At 60.7% G+C, this 26,177-nt stretch carries 25 protein-coding genes and 1 tRNA gene; 9 read left to right on the top strand and 17 right to left on the bottom strand.

The features are described from left to right. The first annotated feature begins 76 nt into the window (after positions 1 to 76). A complete protein-coding gene (locus FME68_RS06170; protein WP_158396627.1) occupies positions 77 to 1,453 on the top strand; it encodes a glycoside hydrolase family 183 protein in 1,377 nt (458 codons plus the stop codon). A 14-nt stretch (positions 1,454 to 1,467) separates the two neighbouring features. Here FME68_RS06170 and coaE read toward each other — a convergent pair whose 3' ends face one another. Then, positions 1,468 to 2,082, bottom strand: coding sequence for a dephospho-CoA kinase (gene coaE / locus FME68_RS06165; protein ID WP_158396625.1), 615 nt, complete (start codon positions 2,080 to 2,082; stop codon positions 1,468 to 1,470). Positions 2,083 to 2,155: 73 nt separating this feature from the next. Continuing rightward, positions 2,156 to 3,616, bottom strand: coding sequence for a 30S ribosomal protein S1 (rpsA, locus tag FME68_RS06160; protein ID WP_010190105.1), 1,461 nt, complete (start codon positions 3,614 to 3,616; stop codon positions 2,156 to 2,158). A gap of 241 nt (positions 3,617 to 3,857) precedes the next feature. On the opposite strand from rpsA, the gene FME68_RS06155 reads away from it, so the two are divergent. Together FME68_RS06155 and FME68_RS06150 are read left to right on the top strand one after the other, a co-directional pair. After that, entirely contained in the window at positions 3,858 to 4,598 is a 741-nt protein-coding gene (locus tag FME68_RS06155) for a class I SAM-dependent DNA methyltransferase (RefSeq protein ID WP_070516962.1), read from the top strand. A 59-nt stretch (positions 4,599 to 4,657) separates the two neighbouring features. After that, positions 4,658 to 5,128, top strand: coding sequence for an RDD family protein (locus FME68_RS06150; RefSeq protein WP_102234420.1), 471 nt, complete (start codon positions 4,658 to 4,660; stop codon positions 5,126 to 5,128). Between the two features lie 16 nt (positions 5,129 to 5,144). Here the strand turns inward: FME68_RS06150 and polA are convergent, their stop codons facing one another. Next, positions 5,145 to 7,796, bottom strand: a complete 2,652-nt coding sequence (gene polA, locus FME68_RS06145; RefSeq protein ID WP_158396623.1) for a DNA polymerase I — start codon at positions 7,794 to 7,796, stop codon at positions 5,145 to 5,147. Between the two features lie 91 nt (positions 7,797 to 7,887). Here polA and FME68_RS06140 point away from each other — a divergent pair. From FME68_RS06140 to FME68_RS06115, 6 genes are all read left to right on the top strand, one after another. Further along, a tRNA-Leu gene (locus FME68_RS06140) sits at positions 7,888 to 7,961 on the top strand. A 67-nt stretch (positions 7,962 to 8,028) separates the two neighbouring features. Beyond that, positions 8,029 to 8,304, top strand: coding sequence for a hypothetical protein (locus FME68_RS06135; protein ID WP_046648545.1), 276 nt, complete (start codon positions 8,029 to 8,031; stop codon positions 8,302 to 8,304). Positions 8,305 to 8,440: 136 nt separating this feature from the next. Further along, positions 8,441 to 9,256, top strand: a complete 816-nt coding sequence (locus FME68_RS06130) for a DUF368 domain-containing protein (protein WP_158396621.1) — start codon at positions 8,441 to 8,443, stop codon at positions 9,254 to 9,256. Between the two features lie 3 nt (positions 9,257 to 9,259). Further along, positions 9,260 to 10,141 carry an ABC transporter substrate-binding protein gene (locus tag FME68_RS06125; protein WP_158396619.1) on the top strand — a complete coding sequence of 294 codons (882 nt, stop codon included), beginning with the start codon at positions 9,260 to 9,262 and terminating at the stop codon, positions 10,139 to 10,141. Continuing rightward, the gene (locus tag FME68_RS06120) at positions 10,134 to 11,087 is read left to right on the top strand and encodes an amino acid ABC transporter permease (RefSeq protein WP_046648548.1); all 954 of its coding nucleotides are present in this window, start codon (positions 10,134 to 10,136) and stop codon (positions 11,085 to 11,087) included. Before FME68_RS06125 ends, FME68_RS06120 begins: the two co-directional genes overlap by 8 nt. Then, positions 11,087 to 11,851, top strand: a complete 765-nt coding sequence (locus tag FME68_RS06115; RefSeq protein WP_049154586.1) for an amino acid ABC transporter ATP-binding protein — start codon at positions 11,087 to 11,089, stop codon at positions 11,849 to 11,851. Before FME68_RS06120 ends, FME68_RS06115 begins: the two co-directional genes overlap by 1 nt. Positions 11,852 to 12,049: 198 nt before the next feature. Here FME68_RS06115 and nusB read toward each other — a convergent pair whose 3' ends face one another. The 14 genes from nusB to FME68_RS06045 all read right to left on the bottom strand — a co-directional run bounded on the left by nusB (position 12,050) and on the right by FME68_RS06045 (position 26,138). Continuing rightward, on the bottom strand, positions 12,050 to 12,580 hold the full coding sequence (gene nusB, locus FME68_RS06110; protein WP_046648550.1) for a transcription antitermination factor NusB: 531 nt from the start codon (positions 12,578 to 12,580) through the stop codon (positions 12,050 to 12,052). Position 12,581: 1 nt separating this feature from the next. Continuing rightward, positions 12,582 to 13,145 carry an elongation factor P gene (efp, locus tag FME68_RS06105; protein WP_046648551.1) on the bottom strand — a complete coding sequence of 188 codons (564 nt, stop codon included), beginning with the start codon at positions 13,143 to 13,145 and terminating at the stop codon, positions 12,582 to 12,584. A 94-nt stretch (positions 13,146 to 13,239) separates the two neighbouring features. Beyond that, the gene (locus FME68_RS06100) at positions 13,240 to 14,331 is read right to left on the bottom strand and encodes a M24 family metallopeptidase (protein WP_158396617.1); all 1,092 of its coding nucleotides are present in this window, start codon (positions 14,329 to 14,331) and stop codon (positions 13,240 to 13,242) included. A 43-nt stretch (positions 14,332 to 14,374) separates the two neighbouring features. Next, positions 14,375 to 14,800 (bottom strand): type II 3-dehydroquinate dehydratase, encoded by a 426-nt coding sequence (aroQ, locus tag FME68_RS06095; protein WP_158396615.1) that lies wholly within the window; start codon positions 14,798 to 14,800, stop codon positions 14,375 to 14,377. A gap of 38 nt (positions 14,801 to 14,838) precedes the next feature. Continuing rightward, entirely contained in the window at positions 14,839 to 15,909 is a 1,071-nt protein-coding gene (aroB, locus tag FME68_RS06090; protein WP_046648553.1) for a 3-dehydroquinate synthase, read from the bottom strand. A gap of 78 nt (positions 15,910 to 15,987) precedes the next feature. Then, positions 15,988 to 16,497, bottom strand: coding sequence for a shikimate kinase (locus FME68_RS06085; protein WP_158396613.1), 510 nt, complete (start codon positions 16,495 to 16,497; stop codon positions 15,988 to 15,990). Further along, positions 16,494 to 17,705 carry a chorismate synthase gene (gene aroC, locus FME68_RS06080; protein WP_070513255.1) on the bottom strand — a complete coding sequence of 404 codons (1,212 nt, stop codon included), beginning with the start codon at positions 17,703 to 17,705 and terminating at the stop codon, positions 16,494 to 16,496. The genes FME68_RS06085 and aroC overlap by 4 nt, the downstream gene beginning before the upstream one ends. Positions 17,706 to 17,756: 51 nt before the next feature. Continuing rightward, entirely contained in the window at positions 17,757 to 18,149 is a 393-nt protein-coding gene (locus FME68_RS06075) for a prepilin peptidase (RefSeq protein WP_070513254.1), read from the bottom strand. A 45-nt stretch (positions 18,150 to 18,194) separates the two neighbouring features. Next, on the bottom strand, positions 18,195 to 19,001 hold the full coding sequence (locus FME68_RS06070; RefSeq protein ID WP_070513252.1) for a shikimate dehydrogenase: 807 nt from the start codon (positions 18,999 to 19,001) through the stop codon (positions 18,195 to 18,197). Positions 19,002 to 19,005: 4 nt separating this feature from the next. Then, a complete protein-coding gene (gene mltG, locus FME68_RS06065) occupies positions 19,006 to 20,181 on the bottom strand; it encodes an endolytic transglycosylase MltG (RefSeq protein WP_070513327.1) in 1,176 nt (391 codons plus the stop codon). A gap of 22 nt (positions 20,182 to 20,203) precedes the next feature. After that, positions 20,204 to 20,752 (bottom strand): Holliday junction resolvase RuvX, encoded by a 549-nt coding sequence (gene ruvX, locus FME68_RS06060; protein ID WP_070513249.1) that lies wholly within the window; start codon positions 20,750 to 20,752, stop codon positions 20,204 to 20,206. 58 nt (positions 20,753 to 20,810) lie between these two features. Next, positions 20,811 to 23,498, bottom strand: a complete 2,688-nt coding sequence (gene alaS / locus FME68_RS06055; protein ID WP_328287743.1) for an alanine--tRNA ligase — start codon at positions 23,496 to 23,498, stop codon at positions 20,811 to 20,813. A 67-nt stretch (positions 23,499 to 23,565) separates the two neighbouring features. After that, positions 23,566 to 24,921 carry a replication-associated recombination protein A gene (locus FME68_RS06050; protein WP_158396608.1) on the bottom strand — a complete coding sequence of 452 codons (1,356 nt, stop codon included), beginning with the start codon at positions 24,919 to 24,921 and terminating at the stop codon, positions 23,566 to 23,568. After that, positions 24,921 to 26,138 (bottom strand): phosphotransferase family protein, encoded by a 1,218-nt coding sequence (locus tag FME68_RS06045; protein ID WP_158396695.1) that lies wholly within the window; start codon positions 26,136 to 26,138, stop codon positions 24,921 to 24,923. Before FME68_RS06045 ends, FME68_RS06050 begins: the two co-directional genes overlap by 1 nt. Between the last annotated feature and the right edge of the window lie 39 nt (positions 26,139 to 26,177).

Raw genomic sequence — 26,177 nt, 5'->3', positions numbered from 1 at the left:
ACGGGATGAGAGCAGCAGGTAAATTTTATCCGCCATATCCTTTAAAAGTTCCCGCCTTCCTTTAGAATCGGCTGGCATGAAGTTCCGTTCCCTTGCCAGCACCCTGACGATTGCCGGGCTGCTCCCCCTCGCCGTACTAACCCAGACACCCTCGGCCTTCGCCGCGCCGTGTACGCCCTACTCGAAGTCTGGTAGCTTTACCTCCACTCCGAAGGCTTCCGGTCCAGCCGGTGGATCCTCTCTCGGTGGGCTCGATGCGCTCTTCGGCAGCTCCTCCCGTTCGGGAAAGCCGGGAGAGTCTGCGAATGGGCAGCGCAGCAACTATAACCAGCGCCAAATCACTGGCGGGCCCACCCAGATCATGCAGCTGATCACCGGTTCCGGTTCACCCAACCGCACGGATCAAAAGTTTGGCATCTCCGGGACCGATCTGGGCATCGCCTACTCTGATGACGCAGGTAATTCCTACTACGTCTTCGGTGACTCCATGGACTGCGTCGGCCAGGGCGATGGTTGGCGTTCTAACCTCCTGTTGCGCACGACGGACCACGATTATGGCGACGGCCTACGTCTCGAGGAGGCACTGACTACTGGCGGCTGGTCCGACAATGGCCGGGCAAAGGAGTTCATTCCTTCACAAAAGGTTGGGGATGCCGATACCAACGGTGAGCGCACCACGATCCCCACCGCGGGCATCGTTGTTGACGGCGTGCATTACGTTGACTACATGTCCGTGCGCTCGTGGCACGACCCGAACACAGGCTGGTCCACCAACTATGCCGCGACGGTGAAGTCCACCGATGGCGGAGTCACGTGGCGCGCGGTTCCGGAGGCCACACGCACCAACGCTAGCCACGGTGCGAACGCGCCCATCCCTGGCGGGGCCAACTATCGCGCCGGTTTTGAGAAACTACAGCAATCGGCCTACATCGAGCACGGGGACTATGTCTACCGCTTCACCACGGGCAACGGCCGCCGCGGCCCCGCTTACCTATCGCGCGCACCAAAGTCGGAATTCCCCAACGAACGTGCCTTCAGCTACTACTCTGATGGCTCCTGGGTAAAGGACCCCGCACAAGCTAGCGAAGTGCTTGACGGTAAGGTCTCAGAGCTCTCCGTCGCCTACAACCAGTACTTGGGCAAGTTCGTCACCATGTACGGGGTGGAAGGTGAAGGCATCGTCATGCGCACTGCGGATAGTCCGGAGGGACCGTGGTCGCCACGCCGCATGCTAGTCAGCGCCGAGACCACAAAGGTCGTCAGCGGCCAACCTCTCAACGACACCTACGCGCCCTTCGTGCTGCCAAACCAGGATGATCAGCACCTGTATTACACGCTAACGTCGTGGCGCGACTACAACACCATGCTTATGCGCACGGACCTCGATTTTGTGGGTGAAGACATGGAAAACAATGACCACATCGCCGTCTCAGACGTCGTAGCAACGCGATAGTTAGAAAGAGATTCTTAGCTATCGGGTGAGCCTAGGAGTGCACGCAGCTTCTCGACGACCCCCGCGACCTGCCCATCGAGCGCTTCGCGGGGGCCGTTGTTATCAATGACGAAGTCGGCGGCGGCGCGGCGCACATCATCCGGGATCTGCGCGGCTATCCGTCGGCGCGCATCGCTTTCCTCCAGGCCGCGGTACTCGACAAGTCGGCGCACTCGCTCCTCTGCGTCGACGTCGACGACGATGGTGGCATCCATGTCTCTGTGGAGCCCTTTATCGACGAGGAGCGGCATGTCATAAACCACGAACTCGGCACCGCCTTGGCGCGCTGCCTCGAAGCGTGCTTGGGTTTCCTCCTGAATCCGCGGGTGGGTAATGGAATTAAGGAGATCGGTTTTCTCGCGGCTGGCGAAAGCACGGGAGGCCAAGAGCCCGCGGTCAAGACTCCCATCGGGGAGCAGAATGTCCTGTCCGAAGGCCTCCGCCAGTTCAGTGAGTGCCGGCTGACCCGGTTCAACGATGTCACGGGCGATGCGGTCTGCATCCACCAGTACCCAGCCTTCCTGCACGAGGAGTTTCGCTACGGTCGATTTTCCGCTGCCGATTCCGCCGGTAAGTCCAATCAGTTTCATACCGGCTTAGGATACGCGAAAGGCCGCCTCTCCCCCAGCGGGGAAAGACGGCCTTTCCTAAGAAGCAATGTCCTTAGTTGCCAGCGAGCTTGTCGCGCAGAGCAGCGAGCTGCTCGTCGGATGCGAGGGAGCCGCCAACCTCTGCCTGAGAATCGGATGCCGGAGCTGCATCCTGGGACTCAGAAGAGTAGTTGGAGTTAGCAGCGGACTCGGCGGCCTCAGCAGCTGCAGCACGGTTGCGCTCGATCTGAGCGGTGTGCAGGTTGAAGCGACGCTCGGACTCGGCGTAGCGAGCCTCCCAAGCCTGACGCTGCTCGTCGTAGCCCTCGAGCCACTCGTTGGTCTCCGGGTCGAAGCCCTCCGGGAACACGTAGTTGCCCTGCTCGTCGTAGGAGTCAGCCATGCCGTACTTGGACGGATCGAACTCGTCGGTGTAGTCCTCGTCTGCCTGCTTAACGGACAGGGAGATGCGGCGACGCTCGAGGTCGATGTCGATGACCTTGACCATGACTTCCTGGCCAACGTTGACAACCTGGTCCGGAACCTCCACGTGGCGCTGAGCCAGCTCGGAGATGTGGACGAGGCCCTCGATGCCCTCCTCGACGCGAACGAAGGCGCCGAACGGGACGAGCTTGGTGACCTTGCCCGGGACGATCTGGCCCACAGCGTGAGTGCGGGCGAAGACGCGCCACGGATCCTCCTGGGTTGCCTTCAGGGACAGGGACACGCGCTCGCGGTCCAGGTCGACGTCGAGGACCTCGACGGTGACCTCGTCGCCCACGGTGACAACCTCGGACGGGTGGTCGATGTGCTTCCAGGACAGCTCGGAAACGTGAACCAGGCCGTCGACACCGCCGAGATCGACGAAGGCGCCGAAGTTGACGATGGAGGAGACAACGCCCTTGCGGACCTGGCCCTTCTGCAGCTGGTGCAGGAACTCGGAGCGGACCTCGGACTGGGTCTGCTCGAGGTATGCGCGGCGAGACAGGACAACGTTGTTGCGCTGCTTGTCCAGCTCGATGATCTTGGCCTCGAGCTCCTGGCCGATGTACGGCTCCAGGTCGCGAACGCGACGCATCTCAACGAGGGAAGCCGGGAGGAAGCCACGGAGGCCGATGTCCAGGATGAGACCACCCTTGACAACCTCGATGACGGTACCGGTAACCGGCTCTTCCTTGGCGTGCAGCTCTTCGACGGCGCCCCAAGCGCGCTCGTACTGTGCGCGCTTCTTGGACAGGATCAGACGGCCTTCCTTGTCCTCCTTGGTGAGAACAAGAGCGTCGATCTCGTCGCCGACCTCGACAACCTCATCCGGGTTGACGTCGTGCTTGATGGAGAGCTCGCGGGACGGGATGACGCCTTCGGTCTTGTAACCGATGTCGAGCAGGACCTCGTCGTGGTCAACCTTGACCACGGTGCCCTCGACGATGTCACCATCGTTGAAGTACTTGATGGTGGCGTCGACAGCTGCGAGGAAGTCCTCTGCGGTTCCGATGTCGTTGATCGCAACCTGAGGGGTGTTAGAAGTTGGCATGTAGTTATGCTCCGAATAAACGTAGGAGATCGTAATTGGACAGTTACGCGTCTCTTGAAAAGCGTCATTAAGCAGCGCACATACGCAAGACTTAAGATGGATTTCAATCCCGACTCGCAGCCGTGCCAAGCTCTCCTACAGTAGCCCAGCGCGTCCCGAGTCATAGACACGCCCGTACAACCCTACATCCTCGCAGCTAAAACGGCAAATACGACACGAAAAAGAAATTGGGGGAGGAACAATGTCTTCAGCATCGTTTTCTGCATCCGCAGCCAATCGTAATTTCTGGGATGATGACGCCGACTCCTACCACGCAGATCATCCCGAGTATCTATCCTCTTTCTACTGGTGTCCGGAAATGCTGCATGAGGCTGAAGCGCAGCTGCTTGGCGACGTCTCCTCCGCTACCGTCCTCGAGCTCGGCTGCGGCTCCGCGCCGTGTACGCAGTGGTTGCAAGGACGCGCGCGCTTTGCGACGGGCTTCGATCTCTCGCCTGGAATGCTCTCCCATGCCGAGACTGGCCTACCGCTCGTTCAAGCAGATGCCCTGGCGCTTCCCTATCGCGATAAAGTCTTTGACATCGCTTTTTCTGCCTTCGGGGCCCTTCCCTTCGTAGCCGACCTTGACCAGGCACTGTACGAAGTTCACCGCGTTCTGCGCCCTCGTGGCCGCTTCGTCTTTTCTGTGCCACACCCCATGCGTTGGGTCTTCCCCGATGATCCACAGGACCTCACTGCACAGCTGTCCTATTTCGAGCGCGCCTACCTCGAGCAGGATGCCAACGGCGAGCTCACCTATGCTGAGTTTCACCGCACGATGGGCGATTGGGTGCGAGCGCTCCAGGTGCGTGGTTCATTTGAAATTTACAACCTCATCGAGCCCGAGTGGCCAGAGGGCCTCGACATCACTTGGGGCCAGTGGTCTCCTGAAAGGGGAGCCATTTTCCCCGGTACCGCCATCTTCGTCTGCGAAGCGCGCTAGGCCGGCACCGCCCACCCTGTTGCGGAGTTTGCCGGCCGCAGCGAACTAAGCTGGCAGCCATGCTTTTAGAACGCCTCGGGATTTTTCTGCGCCGCACGGTGGCGTGGTGGATCGACGCTTTCCTCGCCGCCGCCGTCATCGTGGTGCTCAAGTGGCTCATCAACCTCAGCACCGATGCCGCACTCACAGGCAGGGCGGGCGCCATATATGACATCGTCGCCCTCGCCCTCGTCTTCTACGTCTACCGGGTGTGGGCGGAGGCGACAAAGCAAACCTCCCTGGGCAAGTGGTCGCTGAAGCTGGAGGTCATCGCCGAGCGTCCCGGAATCGCCAGCGCTGCAATTCGCAACAGCTGGCTACTCCTCACCCTTGTTGCACTGACAGGACTCCCCTATGTTGAGGCAACCATTTTGGCCATCCTCGGATTGAGCGTCCTACTGCTGGGACAAACTCCCTTCGATCTCCTCGCCGGGTGCTTGGTGGAGCGCCGCACGCCCACCGAGGACGAGCGCGCGGTGGGCTTGACTTAAATCCCTAAAGCGCTCCCTAGTGCGCTGCGGCGTCCCAGTTCTTCCCCTCCCCCACGGAAACCTCGAGGGGCACGGTCAACTCGATAGCCTTGTCCATTTCGCGTTCTAGGATGCTCTGGACTTTCTCGGTTTCACCTGGAGCTACCTCCACAACGAGTTCGTCGTGAACTTGGAGGAGCACGCGTGAAGCCATGCCTTCCAAGGCCTTGTCCACGCGGATCATGGCGACCTTGATGATGTCTGCCGCTGTGCCCTGGATGGGCGCATTGAGGGCCGCGCGCTCGGCGTTTTCGCGCGCCACACGGTTATCGGAGTTGAGCTCCGGTAGATAGCGGCGGCGCCCGAAGACCGTGGAGGTGTAGCCATCCTTGCGGGCCTGCACGACAACCTCATCGAGATAGCGCTTCACGCCACCGAAGCGTTCGAAGTAGCTCTCCATGATCTCCTTGGCTTCACGTGCCGGGATACCTAGCTGCTGCGACAGACCATAAGCGGAAAGACCATACACAAGGCCATAGGACATGGCTTTGACGCGGCGGCGCAGCTCCGGCGTGACCTCATCCACCGGAACGTCAAAGACCTTGGAGCCGACGTAGTTGTGCAGATCCTCGCCCTCACGGTAGGCCTCGATAAGGCCCGGATCTGCAGACAAGTGCGCCATAACGCGCATCTCGATCTGCGAGTAGTCCGCCGTAATCAGGGTTTCATAGCCTTCCCCCACCACGAAGGCCGAGCGGATCTGGCGCCCCGCCTCCGTGCGCACCGGAATGTTTTGCAGGTTCGGCTCCGTGGAGGACAACCGGCCCGTTGAGGTCACAGTCTGGTTGAACGTGGTGTGGATGCGGCCATCCGGCTGGATGGTCTTGATGAGCCCCTCCAGCGTCGTTTTCATCTTCTGATATTCGCGGTGCGCCAGCAGGTGGTCCAAGAAGGGGTGCGGGTGGGTAGCAGCGAGCTGCTCGATTTCCTTGGCCGCGGTGGAATAGCCGGTCTTGGTCTTCTTCGTCTTTGGCATATCGAAGGTCTCAAAAAGCACTGCCTGCAGCTGCTTCGGGGAGTTCAGGTTGAGGGAATCGTCACCAGCGAGCTCGCGGGCAGCGCGCTCTTGCTCGTTAACCTGCTCGATGAAGGCATCGCGCTGCGTCTCCAGGACGTCTCGGTCCACTGCGATGCCGGCGGCTTCCATGCGCGCCAGGATGCTCACCAGAGGCAGCTCGAGGTCGGTATACAGCTCGAAGGAATCAATCTCCTGGAGTTGACTCGTCAATTCTGCCGCCAGCTCCATGATGGCGCCGGCCTGTTCCACAAGCTGATTGTCATCCAAGAGGGAGAGCTGCTCCGTGGCGGCCCCAAGGGACTTCTGCAGATGGCGCTGGTACACATCCGTCAAGGCGTAGGTGCGCTGGCCCGGCCGCAAGAGATAGGCGGCGAGAGCGGTGTCGTGGGCAATTCCTTGCAGCTCGATTCCCCGGCCGGACAACATATGCCATGCCGCCTTTGCCTCGTGGAGGTACTTCGGCGCATCCGATTCCAACCAGGCAGCCAGTGCGGCGTCATCGGCCGCGTCCAGGTCCGCCAATTCAATCTGGAGTCCCTCGAAGGAGGAATCGACGAGTGCTAGTGCGGCGGCATCACCCGCGCCCGGTGTTCCGTCGCCTTGCACGAAGACCGCTACGTGTTCTTTGTCCTCGAGCCACTCAGCCAGCGGAGTGTCTACCACGGTCACCGATACGTCTGGTGCCTCCTCAGCCGCCGCGGCTTCAGCTGCTGCGTCATGCGGTACGGCGTTGAGGACCCGCTCGCGCAGATTCGTGCCGAATTCCAATTCATCAAAGCGAGCTGCCACCTCGCTAGACACGGCACCCTTAAAGCCGAGGTCCGCCGGGCCGACCTCGAGGTCCATATCCGTCACCATCTGTGTGAGCTGTCGGTTGAGCTCGACCTGCTCGATGCGATCGCGGAAGTTTTGCCCCGCCACGCCCTTTATCTCCTCGGCGTGCTCGATGAGGCCATCCAAAGAGCCGTACTGCGTGATCCATTTCGTGGCGGTCTTCTCCCCCACCTTCGGGACAGACGGCAGGTTATCGGAGGGGTCCCCGCGCAGGGCTGCGAAATCTGGGTATTGCTCGGGGCTGAGGCCATACTTCTCTTCTACTGCCTCCGGGGTAAAGCGGTGCAGCTTGGAGACTCCGCGCATGGGATAGAGGACGGTCGTGGAGTCGTCGACAAGCTGCAAATAGTCGCGGTCACCAGTGACCAGGAAGGTCTCATAATCCGCGCCGGCCTGAGTGGACAACGTCGCCACGATGTCGTCAGCTTCGAAGTTATCGCGCGACAGCGTAGTGATTCCAAGCGTCTCCAAAACCTCACGGATGAGCTCGACCTGGCCGCGGAACTCTTCGGGGGCGGCCTCACGCTGCGCCTTATACTCCGGGAACATCTCCGTGCGGAAGGTCTTTCGCCCCACATCGAAGGCCACCGCGACAAAGTCCGGCTTTTCCTCAGTCAGAATGTTCGCCAACATGGAAAGAAAGCCATACACCGCATTAGTGTGCTGACCGCCCGAGGTGGAGAAGTTCTCTGCGGGCAGTGCATAAAATGCGCGAAAGGCCATGGAGTGGCCATCAATGAGCAGGAGTCGAGGCTGAGAAGTAGTCACCCGGCCCATCCTAACGTGTTGCGCTCAATGACACCGTCGAGGGCCACAGGCAGGCAATTAGGTTCGAATTGGTCCGCTGCGCTAGTATCGTTGCTTGTGCGCCCCTGTAGCCCAATTGGCAGAGGCAACGGATTCAAAACCCGTGTAGTGTGAGTTCGAGTCTCACCAGGGGCACAATTCCACCCCACAACAGAGCTTGTTGTGGGGTGTTAGCGTTTTCAACGGAAAGGAACCCGTCGCCATGCGTCGCACTATCATCGCTGTGAGCACCGCCATTGCCCTCACCGTAGGCGGCACCGCCGCTGCTACTGCCGCCGAATCTAGCGCGGACAAGCAGATATCCACCAAGGTTGAAGGATCTTCTTACTATCAAGAACTGCGCAAGTCCACGGCTTCCTCCAACGATCCTCAGCTGAATAATTTCTACGCAGTGCTTCTCGACGGCCTCGTCGGCCTCACTGTCTTCGCCATCCTGGGATCGATCTACGGCGAAGTATCCAAGCGCCTGCCGATGTAAAAGGCGTATATCCTTCTACTGATTGAATAGTTTGCATAAGCCTGCGTTGAGGTGAGAGAATAAAAAGTCATCTGCTCACCCGCTCTTCCCGGCACGGCAATCCCACCGGGTAGACAGTCAAGGTTACTTTCGGTTTATGCATTATCTTTTCAACGCCATTCGCGGCGCCCTTATTGGCATGGCCGAGTTAGTCCCCGGAATCTCCGGCGGCACCGTTGCGCTCATCGTCGGCATCTATGAGCGCGCTTTGCATAACGCCAATGATCTCATCTCCGGCCGTTTCAAGAAGGTCGAATGGGGCTTCCTCGTCTCCGTTGCCGTCGGCATGTTCGTCGCCGTTTTCGGCTTCTCCACGATCCTCCATAACTTTGTGGAGGGCCAGGTTTCGCTATCCAGCGCGCTCTTCCTCGGCATGGTCGCCGTGTCTATCATCGTGCCGCTGAGCATGATGTCGCGCGTTTCACCCGCGTCCATCGCCGCGCTTGTTATCGCCGCCGTCGCAATCTTCTTCGTCACCGGCTTCACCTCCACCCCAGTGGAAGACCCCAACCTGCTCGTGGTTTTCCTAGCGGCCATGGTGGCTGTGTGCGCGCTCGTTCTTCCCGGTGTCTCAGGCTCCCTTATTTTGCTGACCATGGGCCTCTACGCGCCGATTATCGGTGCGGTCTCAGACCGCAACATGGTCGTCGTGGGTGTCTTCGCGCTCGGCGCGGTGTGTGGCCTCGCAGCTTTCGTCAAGGTGTTGAACTACCTGCTGGATAATCACCGCGATATCACCCTTGCAGCCATGGCTGGTTTCATGCTCGGCTCCCTGCGTGCGTTGTGGCCGTGGGGCGCTGACCAAGACGCCTCCACACCACTGATCCTGCTTATGTTCGCGATTGGTGGCATTATCGTGGCCATTTTCATCGTTGTGGACCGGCGCAAAGCCGCTAGCTACCAAGAGAGTTAAAGCATGAGAAAGAAAACGGCCATCGTGGGCGCTGCCGGGTTGCTAGCATCCTCAACCCTCTCCGGCTGTGTCACCAACGTGGAGCCGGCGCTGCCGGAAGGCTGGTCCGCGCCCAACGTGGACGAAGTTCCCGAGATTGCCGCGATGTACGAGGATGCCGATGGCGTCCTTACAGTAGGCACGAACCCGCCTTTTGCGCCTTTTGAATTCAAGGATTCCGATGGCTCGATCATCGGCCTAGAGATGGACTTGGCCAATGCCGTCGCCCAAGTATTGGGGCTTGAATTTCAGCCGGTGGAGCAAGACTTCTCCATGATTCTACCGGCGGTCCAAGCCGGACAAATTGATCTCGGCGGTTCCGGATTCACCGATACCGATGAGCGGCGCGAGAACTTCGATTTCGTCGATATTCTCTACGCCGGCATTCAGTGGGCGAAACTCACCGATGGCCCCAATGAGGTGGACCCATCCAACCCCTGTGGCCTCACCGTCGCGGTGCAGCGCACCACGGTATCGGAGACCGACGATCTGCGCCCCAAGCAGGAGGCCTGCGACGGCGACCTGACTATTCTTCCCTATGACACGAGCGACAATGCCGCTCTTGCCGTACTTATGGGGCGCGCTGATGCTCTCTCAGCGGACTCCCCCGTTTCTGCCTGGGCTGTCAACCGCTCAGATGGACGTATGTCCATGGTCGGCGAAATGTTCGACGCGGCACCCTACGGCTTCGCCGTGCCCAAGGATTCTGACCTCGGACCCGCCGTGGCCGCGGCACTCCAACACCTCATCGACACCGGAGCCTATGCAGAGATACTCAATAAGTGGGGCGTCGACGAGGGCCTCGTCGAACACGCAATGATTAATGAAAGGCCGATCAATGACTAACTCCTCTCTCCCGGCAGCGTCGGAGTCGTCGGCTTCGACTACCCCAGAAAAGATCGAAGCCCGCCCACTGCGCCACCCTTGGCGCTGGGTCTTCGCTACCCTCCTCGCGCTGCTTGCAGTGTGGTTCATCATCTCCTCGGCACGCAACGAGGCTTTCGGATGGGGAACGTATTTCCAGTATCTTTTCGATACTCGGATTGCCACCGCTGCACTGCACACCATTGCCATTACGATCCTGGCGATGATCATCGGCGTCGTGGGCGGCGCTGCCCTCGCGGTGATGCGCATGTCCCCCAACCCTGTGCTGGGTGGCGTGTCGTGGGTCTTCCTGTGGCTCTTCCGTGGCACGCCAATCTACGTGCAGCTCGTCTTCTGGGGTCTACTTTCAGCCCTCTACCAATCCATCAACCTAGGATTCGCGGAGATTTCCCTCACCGAGGTTCTCAATAACGCATTCCTTCTTTCCGTTTTGGGCTTGGGCTTGAACGAGGCCGCATACATGGCGGAGATTGTCCGCTCCGGTATCTCCTCCGTTCCGGAAGGCCAGAAGGAAGCCAGCAAGGCCCTGGGAATGGGCTGGTGGATGACCATGCGCCGCACGGTGCTGCCGCAGGCCATGCGCATCATCATCCCGCCGACCGGCAATGAGTTCATTTCTCTGCTCAAGACTTCCTCCCTTGTGGTTGCCATTCCCTACACCGCCGAAATCTTTGGCCGCGCTACGGATATCTCCGCTGCGCTCTTCGAGCCCATTCCACTTCTGATGGTGGCCGCGACGTGGTACCTGGCCATCACCTCTCTGCTCATGGTGGGCCAATACTTCCTGGAGCGCCGCTTTGAGCGCGGCGCCACCCGCGAGCTCACCGGCCGCCAGCTGGCCGCGCTAGCGGATGCCGAAGGAACTATCCCCCGCAACGTCTCTGTCATCCCGGAGGTAAAGAACTAATGACCACCCCCATGATCTCCGCGCAGAATGTGCACAAATCCTTCGGCCAGCTCGAGGTTCTTAAAGGAATCGACCTCACCGTCATGCCCGGCGAGGTCACCTGTCTCTTGGGTCCCTCCGGTTCCGGCAAGTCCACCTTCCTGCGCTGCTGCAATCACTTAGAGAAGGTCACGGCAGGCCGCCTCTACATTGACGGCGAGCTCATCGGTTTCCGCGAGCGCAACGGCGTGCTCTATGAGATCTCCGAGAAGGAAGCCGCCGCCCAGCGCCAGGATATCGGCATGGTCTTCCAACAGTTCAACCTGTTTAGCCACCGCACCGTGCTGGAAAACATCATCGAGGCACCGGTCCAGGTAAAGAAGCAGAGCCCAGAGCAAGCCAAGAAGAAGGCCATGGAGCTGCTGGAAAAGGTTGGCCTCGCGCACAAGGCGGAGGCCTACCCGGTGCAACTGTCTGGTGGTCAGCAGCAGCGTGTCGCCATTGCCCGTGCGGTTGCCATGGACCCGAAGCTGATGCTTTTCGACGAGCCCACCTCCGCCCTCGACCCCGAGCTCGTCGGTGAGGTTCTCCGCGTCATGAAGGAGCTTGCCGCCGATGGCATGACCATGCTCGTTGTTACCCACGAGATGGGCTTTGCCCGGGAGGTCGCCGACACCATTGTTTTCATGGATGGCGGCAGCGTCGTCGAAACCGGCACCCCGGAGCAGGTCTTGGACAACCCGCAGCACCAGCGCACGAAGGATTTTCTCTCTTCGCTGCTATAGCACGGAGCACCACCGCCGCAACTGCCCTAGTTGCCAAAGTTATTGCCTCTGACTCAAGATCTGGCAATAACTTCGTCAACTAGGGCAGTTTTCTATTTGAACCCGTCCAAGACAAAACTCCGGCCAGTTCACAAAGGATAGCTGGCCGGAGTTTTTCTGAAGAGAGCTAGCGAAACAGCTAACGCTAGCGGTGGGGTTCTATTCGGTGTCCCTTTCCGTTTCCGCAGTCTCAGCGGGCTCCTCAGAGTCCTCGGCAGAGGCCGAGGCCATCGGGCTATCCGCGGACTGGGCTTGGATGACGTCATCCAGCACCGCGTGGATGTAGGGCGCGGCCTTGTCATTGGAGTACTCCGAGGCAAGCTCTACGCCTTCGACGAGCGCAGTCGCGTTGGGAACATCCGCGTTGAAGAGGATTTCCCATACCGCTACGCGCATGATCGCGCGGTCAACAGCAGGGATGCGCTCGAGGGACCATTCGCTGGAAAGGTAGCGGGCGATGGCGTCATCGATAGCGTCCAACTCTTCAGCTGCGCCGCTGACGATCTCGCGGGTGTACTCAGCGATCGGCGCCACACCATTTTCCGGATCGCGGGCAAGCTCGACGCGGTCCTCCACGATTGCTACCGGATCAACATCGCGCGACTCTGCCTCGAAGAGGATATCTGCGGCTCGGCGGCGCGCACGGTAACGCGCCGTGTGACGCTTATAGTTAGGCTCTGGCTGGGTCATCTTAGTTGTTAACGCGAGACAGGTACTCGCCAGTACGGGTATCGATCTTGAGGGTGTTACCGGTCTCAATGAACAACGGAACCTGGATCTCAGCACCGGTCTCGAGCGTCGCCGGCTTAGTGCCGCCGCTGGAGCGGTCACCCTGCAGGCCCGGCTCAGTGTGCTCCACCTTCAGGTCGACGGAGATCGGCAGCTCACCGAACAGAGCCTCACCGTCGTGGAAGGAGACCTGGACGCGCATGTTTTCCAAAAGGAACTTGCCGGCGTCGCCGAACTTGTCAAATGGCAGCTCGTACTGCTCGTAGGTCTTATCATCCATGACCACGTAGTTCTGGCCATCGTTGTACAGGTAGGTCATGTCGCGGCGGTCGACGTTAGCGGTCTCCACCTTCACGCCAGCGTTGAAAGTCTTGTCCGTTACCTTGCCAGAGACCACGTCCTTGAGCTTGGTACGCACGAAAGCTGGGCCCTTGCCCGGCTTCACATGCTGAAACTCAACAATCTGCTGCAGCTTGTTGTCGATCTTCAGAACGAGACCGTTCTTGAAATCAGTGGTATCTGCCATGAAATGACTCTCCCAAATTACTTGTAGTCGAAACTATGAAAACAGTGTCTAAGCATACCGTACGCACGGCACCAGCGGAGCGAAGGGGTGCTGGCTACAGCACCTGAAGTTCCTTCGGGTAGGGCGTAATGATCTTCGGCGCACCGGAGGTAATGAAAAGGCTGTCCTCGATACGAACGCCGCCCTTGCCCGGAACGTAAATGCCTGGCTCGATGGTCAGCGTCATACCTTCAGCCAACTCGCCCTTCCCGGTCTTTGCTGCGGAGGGGCCTTCGTGCACGTCAAGCCCGATGCCGTGGCCGGTGGAGTGGACGAAGTACTCGCCATAGCCGGCCTCGGTAATGATTTCGCGGCAGGCCGCGTCGACGTCGACAAGCTTCGCGCCCGGCACCGCAGCCTTGACGCCTGCTTCCTGGGCCCGCAGCACGACGTCATAGATCTCGCGGGCGAAGTCGGTGACCTCACCGATGACAAAGGTGCGTGTGCAGTCGGAGTTAAAACCGCGCAGGTGAGCGCCGAAATCAATCGTGACCAAGTCACCCTTGCGCAGCTCACGGTCATCTGCACCATGGTGCGGCTTAGCGGAGTTTTCGCCGGAGGCCACGATGGTGTCAAAGCTCACGCGCTCCGAACCGAGCATGCGCATGCGGTATTCCAGGTCAGCAGCGACCTGTCGCTCCGTGCGGCCAGCAGCTACCTCACCAGCCTCGATGAGCTCGGTGAGCGCCTGGTTTGCCAAAGCGGCAATTTCTTCCAGTTTCTGGAGTTCAATGTTGTCCTTGACCAGGCGAATCTTCTCAATCACCCCGGTGACGGGTACCAGCGTCACGCCTTCGGGCTTTGCCTTCTCCAGACGCTCGAGTTGTGCGACAGTGACATAGTCCGCCTCGTAGCCAACCCGCAGATCATCGGATACCTTTTCCAACAGGTGCGGGCCCACATCGCGGCCAAGGCTGGCTTCGATATCCGGGACTTCCTGGGCAATCTGGGTGGTGTAGCGGCCATCAGTTGCCATGAGCGCGGAGAGATCCTTGCGGAGCAACAAACCGCCATTCGAGCCGGAAAAACCTGTCAGGTAGCGCACGTGCGTCAAGTGGGTAACAATAATGGCGTCAATACGCTGGCCGGACAGCTCGGTCATAAGCTTGCGGCGACGGTTGCCATAACGAGTATCGGCTAATGCCATGAGAGAACCACTCCAATCATTGTCAAGCGATACTCCATGATAGCTAATTTGCCAGGAAGTACCCCAGTGCCGCGACGTAGCCATAGGAGCCCAGCCCTGCGATAACACCACGCGCGATGGGGCTGAGGTACGAGTGCTGGCGGAAAGCCTCGCGTGCATGCACGTTGGAGAGGTGAACCTCGACGAAACCGGCGCCATCGGCTACCTCGGCCAAGGCATCCCGTAGCGCCACCGAGGTGTGGGTAAAGCCGCCTGGGTTGATGATGACGGGCCAGCCTTCGTCGGCGGCTCGATGCACCTGCTCGATGAGTTCGCCCTCATGGTTGGACTGGAAGAAGACGATCTCTTCCTCCCCCGCCGCGGCGCGCACGCGGCTTTCGATATCCGCTAGGCTTTCGCTTCCGTAAATCTCTGGCTGGCGTTTGCCCAAACGGTTCAGGTTAGGGCCGTTGAGAACGAGGATGGTCATGGCGAACTCCTTGAAGCTTTAGGGGGTCAGCTGAAACTCTACGAGGCCAGTTGCGCGTAAGCTGCGCGCAACTCCTCCTCTGTGGCGTCTTCGAGGCGGGTTGTTTCCCCAATACCAGTGAGCGCGACGAAGCGGATGCGACCCTCGCGGTTCTTCTTGTCGTGCCGCATGCCGTCGAGCAACTCCTCGAAGTGCCCCTGCTCATAGGTGGTGGGCAGCCCAATCCGGGTGAGGATGTCTCGGTGGGTGGCGACGAGGGTGGCGTCGATAAGCCCCCGAGCGTGGGACAGGTGCGCAATAAACATCATGCCCACCGCCACCGCACGGCCGTGGCGCCACGAATAGTTCTCGCGGCGCTCCACGGCGTGACCGAAGGTGTGGCCGTAATTGAGGGTTTCGCGCAGACCAGACTCCTTCAAGTCCTGGCCCACCACGTGCGCTTTGACGGCAATGGACCGCTCGATGAGCTCGGGAAGCAGGCCTTCCGGTTTTAGGCATGCGGCGGGGTCCGCTAGATAGTGCTCGATGATGCGTGGATCGTGGATGAAGCCAGTCTTGATGATTTCTGCAGAGCCAGCGATGATCTCGTCTTCGGGCAGCGTGCGCAAGTGGTCCAGATCGACGAAGACTGAATCCGGCTCGTGGAACGCCCCAACGAGGTTCTTTCCTGCGGCCGTGTTGATCCCAGTCTTCCCGCCCACGGCAGCATCAACCATCGCCAGCAGCGTCGTCGGAGCCTGAATAACCGGGATGCCGCGCATCCACGTCGCCGCGGCAAAACCCGCCAAATCTGTGACGGCTCCGCCACCGAGGCCGATGACTGCATCGCGGCGGCTAAACCCAGCGTCACCGAACACATCCCACAGACGTGCCAACACATCAAGCTGCTTGGCAGCCTCGGCATCGGGAACCTCGACTGGGCAGGCGTCGATGCCCTGTGCGCTGGCTTGCTCAGCAAGGTTGCGGGCAGCCTCGGCGAGCGGCGGCTGGTGGATAATCGCTACCTTCGCTGCACCAATGCTCGCGGCGCGCTCAATCATCGCAGCACTGAGGCCGCTGCCAATCGTGACCTCGTAGGGGGATGGTCCATTAACGGGAATGGTGTGCATGTGAGCGGCTCCTTCTGCAGCGCTAGTAGTCGTCTTCATTAGTCGTCGTGGGGTGCGAATGGCAGCACACCAAATGTTTTAGAGAGTCTCGAGGAAGCTCAAAATATCGCCCACCACCTGCTGCGGGGAGCGCACGCCTGTGCGTACCTTTAAATCTGCAACCTTGGTGTAGAGCGGCCGTCGCTCCTCCAAGAGCTGCGAATAACGCGCGAGAGGATCCGCCGACACGAGAATCGGGCGGTTGGTACCCCCCATCGTGCGGGTGACGCCTTCTTCGGGTGTGATGTCGAGGTAGACGACGGTCAGGCTATCGAGCAAGTCCCGCGTCGATTCTGTCAGCACGGCACCGCCACCTAGGCTCACCACCCCGGTGGTAGCCAGCGCATCGCGCACGACCTCGGCTTCCACTTCGCGGAATTCCGGCTCACCCAGCTCGGAGAAAATCTCGCCGCACTTCTTTCCATAGCGCGCCTCAATGAGGCTGTCGGTATCAACAACGTCGCAATTCAGTGCCCGCGACAGGCGGCGACCAATCGTGGTTTTGCCGGCACCGGGAGGTCCTACAAGGACGACGTGTGGGGAGTTCATGCGTCACCCCACTCCAGTCGGCCTGCCACGTAGTCCTGGTAGGCAGCGATGTTGCGCTTGGTTTCGGCGAGGCTATCGCCGCCGAATTTCTCCAGCACCGCACGCGCGAGAACGAGCGCCACCATCGCCTCTGCCACGACACCGGCAGCCGGTACCGCGCAGACGTCGGAACGTTGGTGAATAGCGGTAGCCGCCCCACCTGTGGCCATGTCAACCGTCTTGAGCGCACGCGGGACCGTGGAAATCGGCTTCATCGCCGCGCGCACGCGCAGCGTCTGGCCGTTGGTCATGCCGCCTTCCAAACCACCAGCGCGGTTAGTCTCACGATCCACGCCATTGTCGGTGCGGACCATTTCATCGTGCGCTTCGCTCCCGCGGCGGCGGGCCTCAGCGAAGCCATCGCCGACCTCGACGCCCTTGATCGCCTGAATCCCCATCAAGGCGGCGGCGAGCTGTGCGTCGAGGCGGTCTTCACCCGAGGTGTGCGAGCCCAAGCCAATCGGCAGGCCTTCCACGATCACCTCGACAATGCCGCCCAGAGTGTCTCCCTGCTTTTTCGCGGTTTCGATTTCTGCGATCATGGACTCTTCCGCCGCCTTATCGCAGGCGCGTACCGGTGAAGCGTCGATAGCCTCAAGGTCCGCGAAGCTAGGATGCGGGCCCTCATACGGTTCTGAGGCACCGATGGAAATGACGTGGGACAGCACCTCGACTCCCAGGGTTTCGCGGAGGAAGTTGCGCGCGACCGTGGCCGCGGCGACGCGAGCAGCGGTCTCGCGTGCAGAGGAGCGCTCCAAAATGGGACGGGCCTCCGCGTGATCAAACTTCACCATGCCGGCGAAATCGGCATGCCCCGGGCGGGGACGAGTAAGCGGGGCGCCGCGGCCAGATGCCATCGCCTTAGCGGTCTCCGGGTCATCGAGATCGAGCGCGTCCGGGGACATGATGGTGGTCCACTTCGGCCACTCCGTGTTGCCGATCATGATGGCAATCGGGCTGCCCAGGGTCAGGCCGTGGCGAATGCCGCTGAGCAAGGTGAGTTCATCGGCCTCGAACTTCATGCGGGCACCGCGGCCATAGCCGAGGCGGCGGCGAGAGAGCTGGAGAGCGATGTCGTCTTGGGAAACGGGAACCCCGGCGGGCATGTGCTCGATGAGTGCAACGAGTGCCTGGCCGTGAGATTCACCTGCGGTAGTCCAACGAAGCATGCGGACTATTATCACACGCTAGGGGTTCTTTCGGGGGCACTGGGCCGCCTATCACACCGTGTCGGGGCTAAAGAGAACGACGAGTGCTGCGGCAATGATCATGCCGGGGCCGTGCGCGGGTTTCCGATCCTGCGTTATGAATCCCCAGAGCAGCGTGCTCAGCGACGCCCCTACCATCGCGAACGCTACCCCTGGTACTCCCGCCGCATGGGCGGTCACCATGCCCAGTGGCAACGCCAGCTTGAGATCACCCCCGCCCACGCTTCCGGCACGGCTCAGCAATGCAACCAGAATATAAAGCCCCGGCCATAGCAGCCCGGCTGGGTCGAACCACCACAGCGACAGCACGGCGGCAGGCAGGGTCAGATAGTTGGGCAGGCGTTTGAAACGCAGGTCATAAACGATTAAGGCGCACCCCCACGCCAGGAAAAGCACATCCCCCATGACTGCGCAGCCTACCGTGCGGGGTGCTGCCGCGCATGCTGTTGATTAAGGCAGCTTGAGCGCAGCGTTGAGGGCAGCCAGCATCTCCGCCCGCGGCGCGGTGTGCCCAGTAAATTGTTCAAACTGCGAATAAGCCTGGTTGGCCAGCATGATGTGCCCGCCGACGGTCGGATAGCCATCAGCAGCCGCATACACAGTTAACGGGGTGGGCCAGGGATCGTAGATAACGTCGAACACCGGAGCCTTGGCCAACTGGGTCAGATGCTCTTCCACTACGGCGGAGGGAACAGTGGAGACGATGAGGTCCACCGAACGCGCTAACCCCGCGAGATCCTCGCCAAAAGATGCCGAGTGGAGGGAGAGGCCAAGAGCGTCGCCCAGCGGGCGTAGCTCGTCGAGGCGGTCGGAGCGATTGAGCACGGTGACATCGGTGACACCACGCTGGGCTAGTCCCCACAGGACCGGCCGCGCGGTACCGCCTGCACCGATGAGCAAAGCCGTCGCGGGCTGAGAGGGGCCCAGCAGCTCATCGAGTGCGCCCAGCACGCCTTCCGTATCCGTGTTGTCCGCGCGCCACCCCTCCGCGGTGCGCACCAAGGTATTCGCAGAGCCGATGAGCTTGGCGCGCTCGCTCACGATGTCTGCGCAAGCCAAGGCGTCGAACTTCAATGGCATGGTCACCGAGAAACCTCGGTACTCTTCCCCTACCTCGGCGAGGAAGGCAGCCAAGTCGGTCACCTCGAACCTGGTGTAATCCCAGTCCTTCAGATTCAGCGCATCATAGCCGGCCTTATGGAGGACCGGGGATAACGAATGCTCGATGGGGCTGCCTAAAACTGCGGCGCGCGGCATCCTATTACTGCTCCTCTGCTGGTGGCTCGCCGGCGCCTTCGCGCTGGCTGTCCAGGATGCCAGAGCGCACCGCATCATCGACGTTGGCGAGGTGCTCATCATAGTTGTCGGTAAAGACCGTCGTGCCCTTGTCATCAACCGTGACGAAGAAGAGCCAATTGCCCTCTGCCGGGTTCTCCATAGCCTGGATGGCCTCCTCCGACGGCGAGGCGATCGGGGAATCCGGAAGACCATCCTTCGCATAGGTATTCCACGGGGTCTCGCGGTTACGGTCCTCATCGGTGGTGGCCAGCTCGACGTCCTCGAGCCCGTAGTTCACAGTGGAGTCCAACTCCAAGCGCATCGGCTCGTCGAGGCGGTTGAGGATGACGCGCGCAACCTTGTCGAATTCACCGGCCGGCGACTCACGCTCCACCAGGGATGCTGCGGTCAGAAGCTCATAGGGTTTCAGGCCAATGGCCTGGGCGCGGTCGACAATGTTGGTGTCGTTGTACTTCTTCGTCGAACGAGTGATGAGATCGGTCAGGATCTCCTGGGCATCCATGTTCGGGTCAAGCACGTACTGTCCCGGGGCGATAAGCCCCTCAATACGCTTGGGATCCTCGCCGCGGGCACGGACTTCCTCCACGGCCCAGTCCGGCGCACCCAGTTCGGCTGGGTCTACCGTGGCCGCGATCTTCTCTAGTTCCTCGGCGGATACGCAACCACCCTCCTTACAGGAGACCTGCGAGATCAGGGAGTAAATACCAAACCGGACATCGCCCCCCAGTACGTTGACGTCCAGCAACGTCGCTCCGCCGTGCACGTCGAGCAAGTCCACCATGTTGGCGTCATCAAGCAGTGCCTCCACGGCGGATTTGGCACTCATCTCCTCTTGGAGACGGTAAAACCCGGGCTTGATTTGGCTCGCGCGCGGATTGGAATTGGCCGCCGAAGAGAAAGCCTCAGGCGTCTTCACCACATTCTTTTCTGCTAGCTCAGGTGCCAGTTCTCCCATGGATGAGCCTTCCGGGACCTGAACGAGCTGTGTTACACCATTGCCTTGTCCCTCATAGTCCAAGGTATTGCCCCCTCCCAACAGGCGGAAACCGATGTAGCCGAGGCCGCCGATGATGAGGACAAGGCTGGCAATAAGCACGGCCATGCCGCGCTGGCGGCGCTTGACGTACTGGGGTTCCATCGAGCGTCCGATGCGTGAAGGTTTACGGCTCACGTACTTCGTCTCCTAGGTTTGAAGGGCTGTGGCCGTTCAACGCGAAATGGCGCGCATCCAGCCAGGATTGCAAAATTTCCACCGCGGCCGCTTGGTCGATAACCGAACGGCCGCGTCTCTCTGACACGCCAGAGGCTCGCAGTGCAGATGATGCCACCACTGTGGTGAGGCGCTCATCCACCATGCGCACAGGCGGAGGTGTGTTTATCGTGTCATCTTTTGCCAAGCGGCGGCGGATACGAAACGCGATTTCTTTGGCATGTTTAACACTTGATGAGCCGTTGCCCTTGAGATCACGCGGCAAACCGACTGCCACCTCGACGACGTCATACTCGTGAATAAGCTCAAGCAGTCGGTCGATGTCACCCTTGTCGCGGTCCTTAAAGCCGGTTTCGCGGCGGACGGTCTCGACCGGCATTGCCAGGCGGGCATCCCGATCGGAAACCGCCACGCCGATGCGGACAGTTCCGACGTCGAGACCCAACCGGCGCCCGGATCCGGGATCGTCTGCTCCTGGCTTATCGGGCTCTACGGCCATGGTGTTCCTCCTGGTCCTGAGAGTCAGCTACTGCTGCACACCTACTCGTGCGCATCCATTAGTGGGTTTCGAGCTCATCACGGACGGCGTCGAAGGCAGCTTGCAGGCCTTCGGCGTTTGCGCCGGAGCCTTGAGCCATATCTGGCTTGCCGCCGCCCTTGCCATCAACGTAGCCGGAAACCAGCTTAACCAAGTCACCAGCCTTGACACCACGCTCGATGGCGGCCTTCGTAGCACCCACGATAAATGGCAGCTTGCCGCCCTCATTCTCCGATGCCAAGACGACCACACCAGCGACATCACCGAGGCGGTTCTTAATGTCGGAAGCCAGCGTGCGCAGGTCACCGCCGTTCACACCCTTAGGGAGCTTGACGGCCACGATGGTGAAATCGTTGACAGTCTTCGCAGTGGAGATCATCTCTCCAGTCTGGGACATGAGCTGGGCCTTGTGCAGCTCTGCAATCTGCTTCTCTGCGGCCTTGAGCTTCTCCGTCAGCTGTGCGATGCGTTCCGGCAGGTCCTCAGTCTGGACCTTCAGCTCGCGAGACACACCTTCCACCAGGGCTGCTTCCTTGGAGTAGTAACGGAAGGCATCCAAGCCCGAATAGGCCTCGATGCGGCGCGCGCCCGAACCCACGGAGGATTCGCCGAGGACCGAAACCGGCCCAATCTCAGCAGTATTGCTGACGTGGGTACCGCCGCAGAGCTCGATGGAGAAGGGCCCTCCCATCTCCACGACGCGGACCTCGGAACCATAGTTCTCACCGAACAGGGCCATCGCGCCCATCTCCTTGGCCTTGTCCAAGGAAGTCTCGATGGTATTGACCGGGAAGTGCTGGTCTACCGCCTGGTTAGTCACCAAAGCGATCTCATCGAGCTGCACCTGGGTGAGCTGGTCGGTGTAGTTGAAGTCAAAGCGCAGGTAACCCGGTCGGTTCAAGGAGCCAGCCTGGACAGCGGTCGGCCCCAGCACCTGGCGCAGCGCGGCGTGAATGAGGTGCGTGGCGGAATGCGCCTGCACGGCACCGTGGCGCCACTGCTGGTCTACCTCGGCTGTTACGCCAGTGCCCAGTTCAAGGCCACCAGCGGTCACCGTAGCTTTGTGGACCCACAGCCTCTTGCCGATCTTCTGCACGTCATTGACCTCAAGGAGGGTTTCACCGGCAATGATCCGGCCTCGGTCGGCGGTCTGGCCACCGGCTTCGGCGTAGAGCGGCGACTGGTCCAGAATTACCTCGACGGTGTCGCCTGCTTGGACTTCAGAGACCTTCTCGCCATCGCGGACGAGGCCGAGTACCTTGGCTTCGGACTCCAAGGTCTCGTAGCCCGTGAACAGAGTCGGATGGTTATCCACCCACTCGCGGTAGAGCGACAAGTCGGCGTGACCATGCTTCTTAGCCTGGTTGTCAGCTTTGGCACGGCGGCGCTGCTCGCCCATGGCGGCATCAAAGCCCTCCATGTCCACGCTAAGGCCAGCTTCTTGGGCCATCTCCAACGTCAAGTCGATGGGGAAACCATAGGTATCGTGCAGTTCAAAAGCCTTCTCACCGGACAGCACCTTCGGGGTGGCCGCGCGGGAGGTGCTCTTTAGCTCGTCGACAGCTTCGTCGAAAAGCTTGGTGCCCGACTCCAGGGTCTTGAGGAAGGCCTTCTCCTCCGCCACGGCGACGCGCAGGATGCGCTCACGGTTCTCCGCAATCTCCGGGTAGGACGGAGTCATGGTGTCCATGATGGTGTTCATGAAGCGTTCCATGGTCTCACCCTTCGCACCCAGCAGCTTGGCGGAGCGGATGATACGGCGCAGCAGTCGGCGCAGGATATAGCCACGGCCCTCGTTACCGGGGGTAACGCCATCCAGGATGAGCATCATGCCGGTGCGCGAGTGGTCCGCCACCACGCGGAAGCGGATCAAGTCTTCCTTCGGTGCATCGGGCGTGTATTTCGCCCCGGTGAGTTCCTCGGCAACGTCAATGACCGGGCGCAGCAGATCCGTCTCGTAGACGTTGTCCACGCCCTGCAGGATGCAGGCAACGCGCTCGATGCCCATGCCGGTATCGATGTTCTTCTTAGGCAACGGGCCGAGAATCTCAAAGTTGCCCTTGCCGATGCCTTCGCCGCGCTCGTTCTGCATGAAGACCAGGTTCCAGATCTCCATGTAGCGGTTATCGTCCGCGACGGGGCCACCGTCCTGACCATATTCCGGACCACGGTCATAGTAAATCTCAGAACACGGACCACACGGTCCGGGGATACCCATGGACCAGTAATTATCCTCCATGCCGAGGCGCTGAATGCGCTCGCGGGGAACACCGATCTTGTTGTGCCAGATATCGGCTGCCTCATCGTCATCGAGGTAGACCGTGACCCACAAACGCTCGGGATCTAGCCCCAAGCCGCCATCCTCTACCGAGTTCGTCAACAGGTTCCAGGCGTGGGTGATAGCACCCTCCTTGAAGTACTGGCCAAAGGAGAAGTTGCCTGCCATCTGGAAGAAGGTGTTGTGGCGGGTGGTGATGCCTACTTCCTCGATATCCAAGGTGCGCACGCACTTCTGGATGGAGGTCGCCGTACCGTTAGCAAAAGGCGGGTTCTGCTGGCCCAAGAAGTAGGGCTTGAAGGGAACCATGCCGGCGTTGACGAAGAGCAGGTTCGGGTCATCCAGGATCAGCGACGCGCTGGGGACGGCCTCGTGGCCGGCCTTGACGAAGTGCTGGGTAAAGCGTTCCCGGATCTCATGAGTCTTCACGAGCAAAAGTCCTTCACTGTTGAGAGGTTTCTAGTCAGCGCTCAACTTTACCCGTCCGGTGCTGTGCTTAGCGACGCCGCCCCCGGATGATGTCCCGCAACCTTCCCAGGTACTCGCGCACGCGCTTTTCCGCTCCGTGGTCGGTGGGCTGATAATACTCGGCATCGGCCAGCGTCTCCGGCAGATACTGCTGGGCTAGAACACCGCGTGGATCATCATGCGGGTACTGATAGCCGACGGCGTTACCTAGGCGCTTAGCACCCTCGTAGTGCCCGTCGCGCAAGTGCGGCGGGATGTAACCGCTCTTACCGGCCCGGACATCGGCCTGAGCAGAATTGATGGCATTAATAACGGAATTCGACTTCGGCGCAGTAGCCAGGTGGATCGTGGCCTGAGCCAGCGGGATGCGCGCCTCGGGCAGGCCGATCAGCGCAGCGGCCTCCGCGGCGGCCACGGCAGTGGGCAAAGCGGTCGGGTCGGCCATCCCAATGTCCTCTGAGGCGTGCACGATGAGCCGGCGCGCGATGAAGCGTGGATCCTCGCCAGCCTCAATCATGCGGGCGAGGTAGTGCAACGCAGCATCAACGTCGGAACCGCGAATGGACTTGATAAACGCGGAGACTACGTCATAGTGCTGGTCGCCATCACGGTCATAGCGCACCACCGCGCGGTTGACGTTGTCTTTGAGAATGTCGACGGTGAGCTCGCCACCATCCGGCACCGCCTCAGCCGCAGCCTCGAGGTAGGTCAGCGTGCGACGCGCATCTCCCCCGGCAAGCAGCACCAATTGGTCCAGAGCGTCTTCCGTTGCGGTGATTCGCCCGGCTAAGCCGCGCTCGCTCGTCAGCGCTCGCTCGGCGAGAGTGCGCAGGGAGGCGTCGTCAAGCGGCTCCAAGTGCAGCAGCAGCGAACGCGAGAGCAGAGGCGCCACCACGGAGAAGGAGGGGTTCTCGGTGGTAGCTGCCACGAGTAGCACCGTCCGGTTTTCCACCGCAGCCAGCAATGCGTCCTGCTGGGTTTTGGAGAAGCGGTGCACCTCATCGATAAAGAGCACTGTGCGGCGGCCCTCAATCAGCTCGCGGCGGGCATGCGTGATGACTTCCCGTACCTGCTTGACGCCGGAGTCGAGGGCGGACAGGCCGATGAAGTTATCCCCCAGAGAGGACGCGATCAGCGAAGCCAGGGTCGTTTTTCCGGTGCCTGGTGGGCCGTACAGGATGACGGAGGCCTCGCCGGAACCCTCGACGAGGCGGCGCAACGGAGTCCCGGGTTCCAGAAGGTGCTTTTGCCCCACTACTTCGTCGAGGCTTTGCGGCCGCATGCGTGCGGCCAGCGGTGCCCCCGAATGAGTCGCAAAAATATCGGGGCCACCCGGCAGGCTTGGCGCTGATTGGTCGTCGCCGAAGAGTGACTCCTGCCCCATCAGGACTCCCGGAGACGGGAGGCCACAGCGCGACCGAAAGCGGCAACAGTCGAGCACCCATCGTGCTTGCACTGCGCGGCAAAACGTGAGAGCGCTTCGAAAGTTTCATAAAGGTCGCGCCGAATCAAGAGCTCATCCTCGCTGAACGGGCCGTGATCGGAGCGGCGCAGCAGCGAGCGACGCGGGTCACGATAAATCTCGGCGTTACCCTCCGCCAGTGCTACTACCCCTTCAATCCCACCGGCATACATGGTGGTCACGCTCGACAAAGCCCAACCAATGAGACAAGCGACTATCAGCTCATGCAGTGTTTTCTCATCCGCCAGCTGCGGCCACACGTCGACGACCCGGCGCTGCCAGGCTTGGATGAAGACGTCCGCCTCAGCGTCCGTAATCGGGCGGCTGAAGAGGAACTGTGGGAAGCCGGCGACAACGCAGGCTACATCAAAGCCCACGTTGCGAAAACCGGCCCACTCATAATCCAGGAAGGTCAGTGTTGTCCCCACGATGATGTTGTCTGGGGACAGATCGAAGGGCGTAAAAGCGCGGTTGCGGCCAGAACTAAAGCTCTGCATGGCGGTGCGGGCTAGTTCGCGGACGTGCTCTGGTGGCTCCAGTCCTGCTTCGCTGAGGATGTCCGCACCGATCAGGATGGAGCTTTTCAGAGACTCATCCCGCAGGGCTTGGTGCTCGGCGTATTCGGGATGCCGGCGCAACTGCCGGTTCAGCAGAGCCTCGTAATCCTCTTCGCGCCCAGCCGTGCCCGCGTGCATTTTGCCCAGCGCGCCGCCCAGGGACCTGAGCAGCTCTCCGCGTTCTTCGTCATTGCTGCGGGCAAGAGTGTCCGCCAGGGTGTCGCCATCGCCGGCGTCAGACAGCACCAAGATGCGCTTCTCGACGTCGTGTGCGAGCAGTACTGGGCCTGGGCGAACCTCTTCGGACAACGCTGTGGTGAACTGATAGGCCACCACCTCACGCAGAAGGGCGGCGTCATCAATGGTGTGCCCGGTGACTGGGTTGTACTTGATGACCACCGAACGATGCGGGAAAAAGGCACTCGGTGACGTGCGGGCACGAAGCACCACGGCGTTGCCCGAACCAGTGAGTTGCTCGACGTCACTAAGCTCAGGCTCCCCGCCAAAGCGGCGCGAGAGCATCTGTGAGGCTTCCGCCACCACGGCATCCGCCACAGATTTTTTCTTGGACTCGTGTCCCATCGGATTCACTTGCTTGCCTGCTTCCACATATCGAAGGCC

Source organism: Corynebacterium hiratae, assembly GCF_009708045.1.
GTDB lineage: Bacteria > Actinomycetota > Actinomycetes > Mycobacteriales > Mycobacteriaceae > Corynebacterium > Corynebacterium hiratae.
The sequence above is the reverse complement of the archived record's forward strand: the minus strand, read 5'-3'. Positions and strand labels throughout refer to the sequence as shown.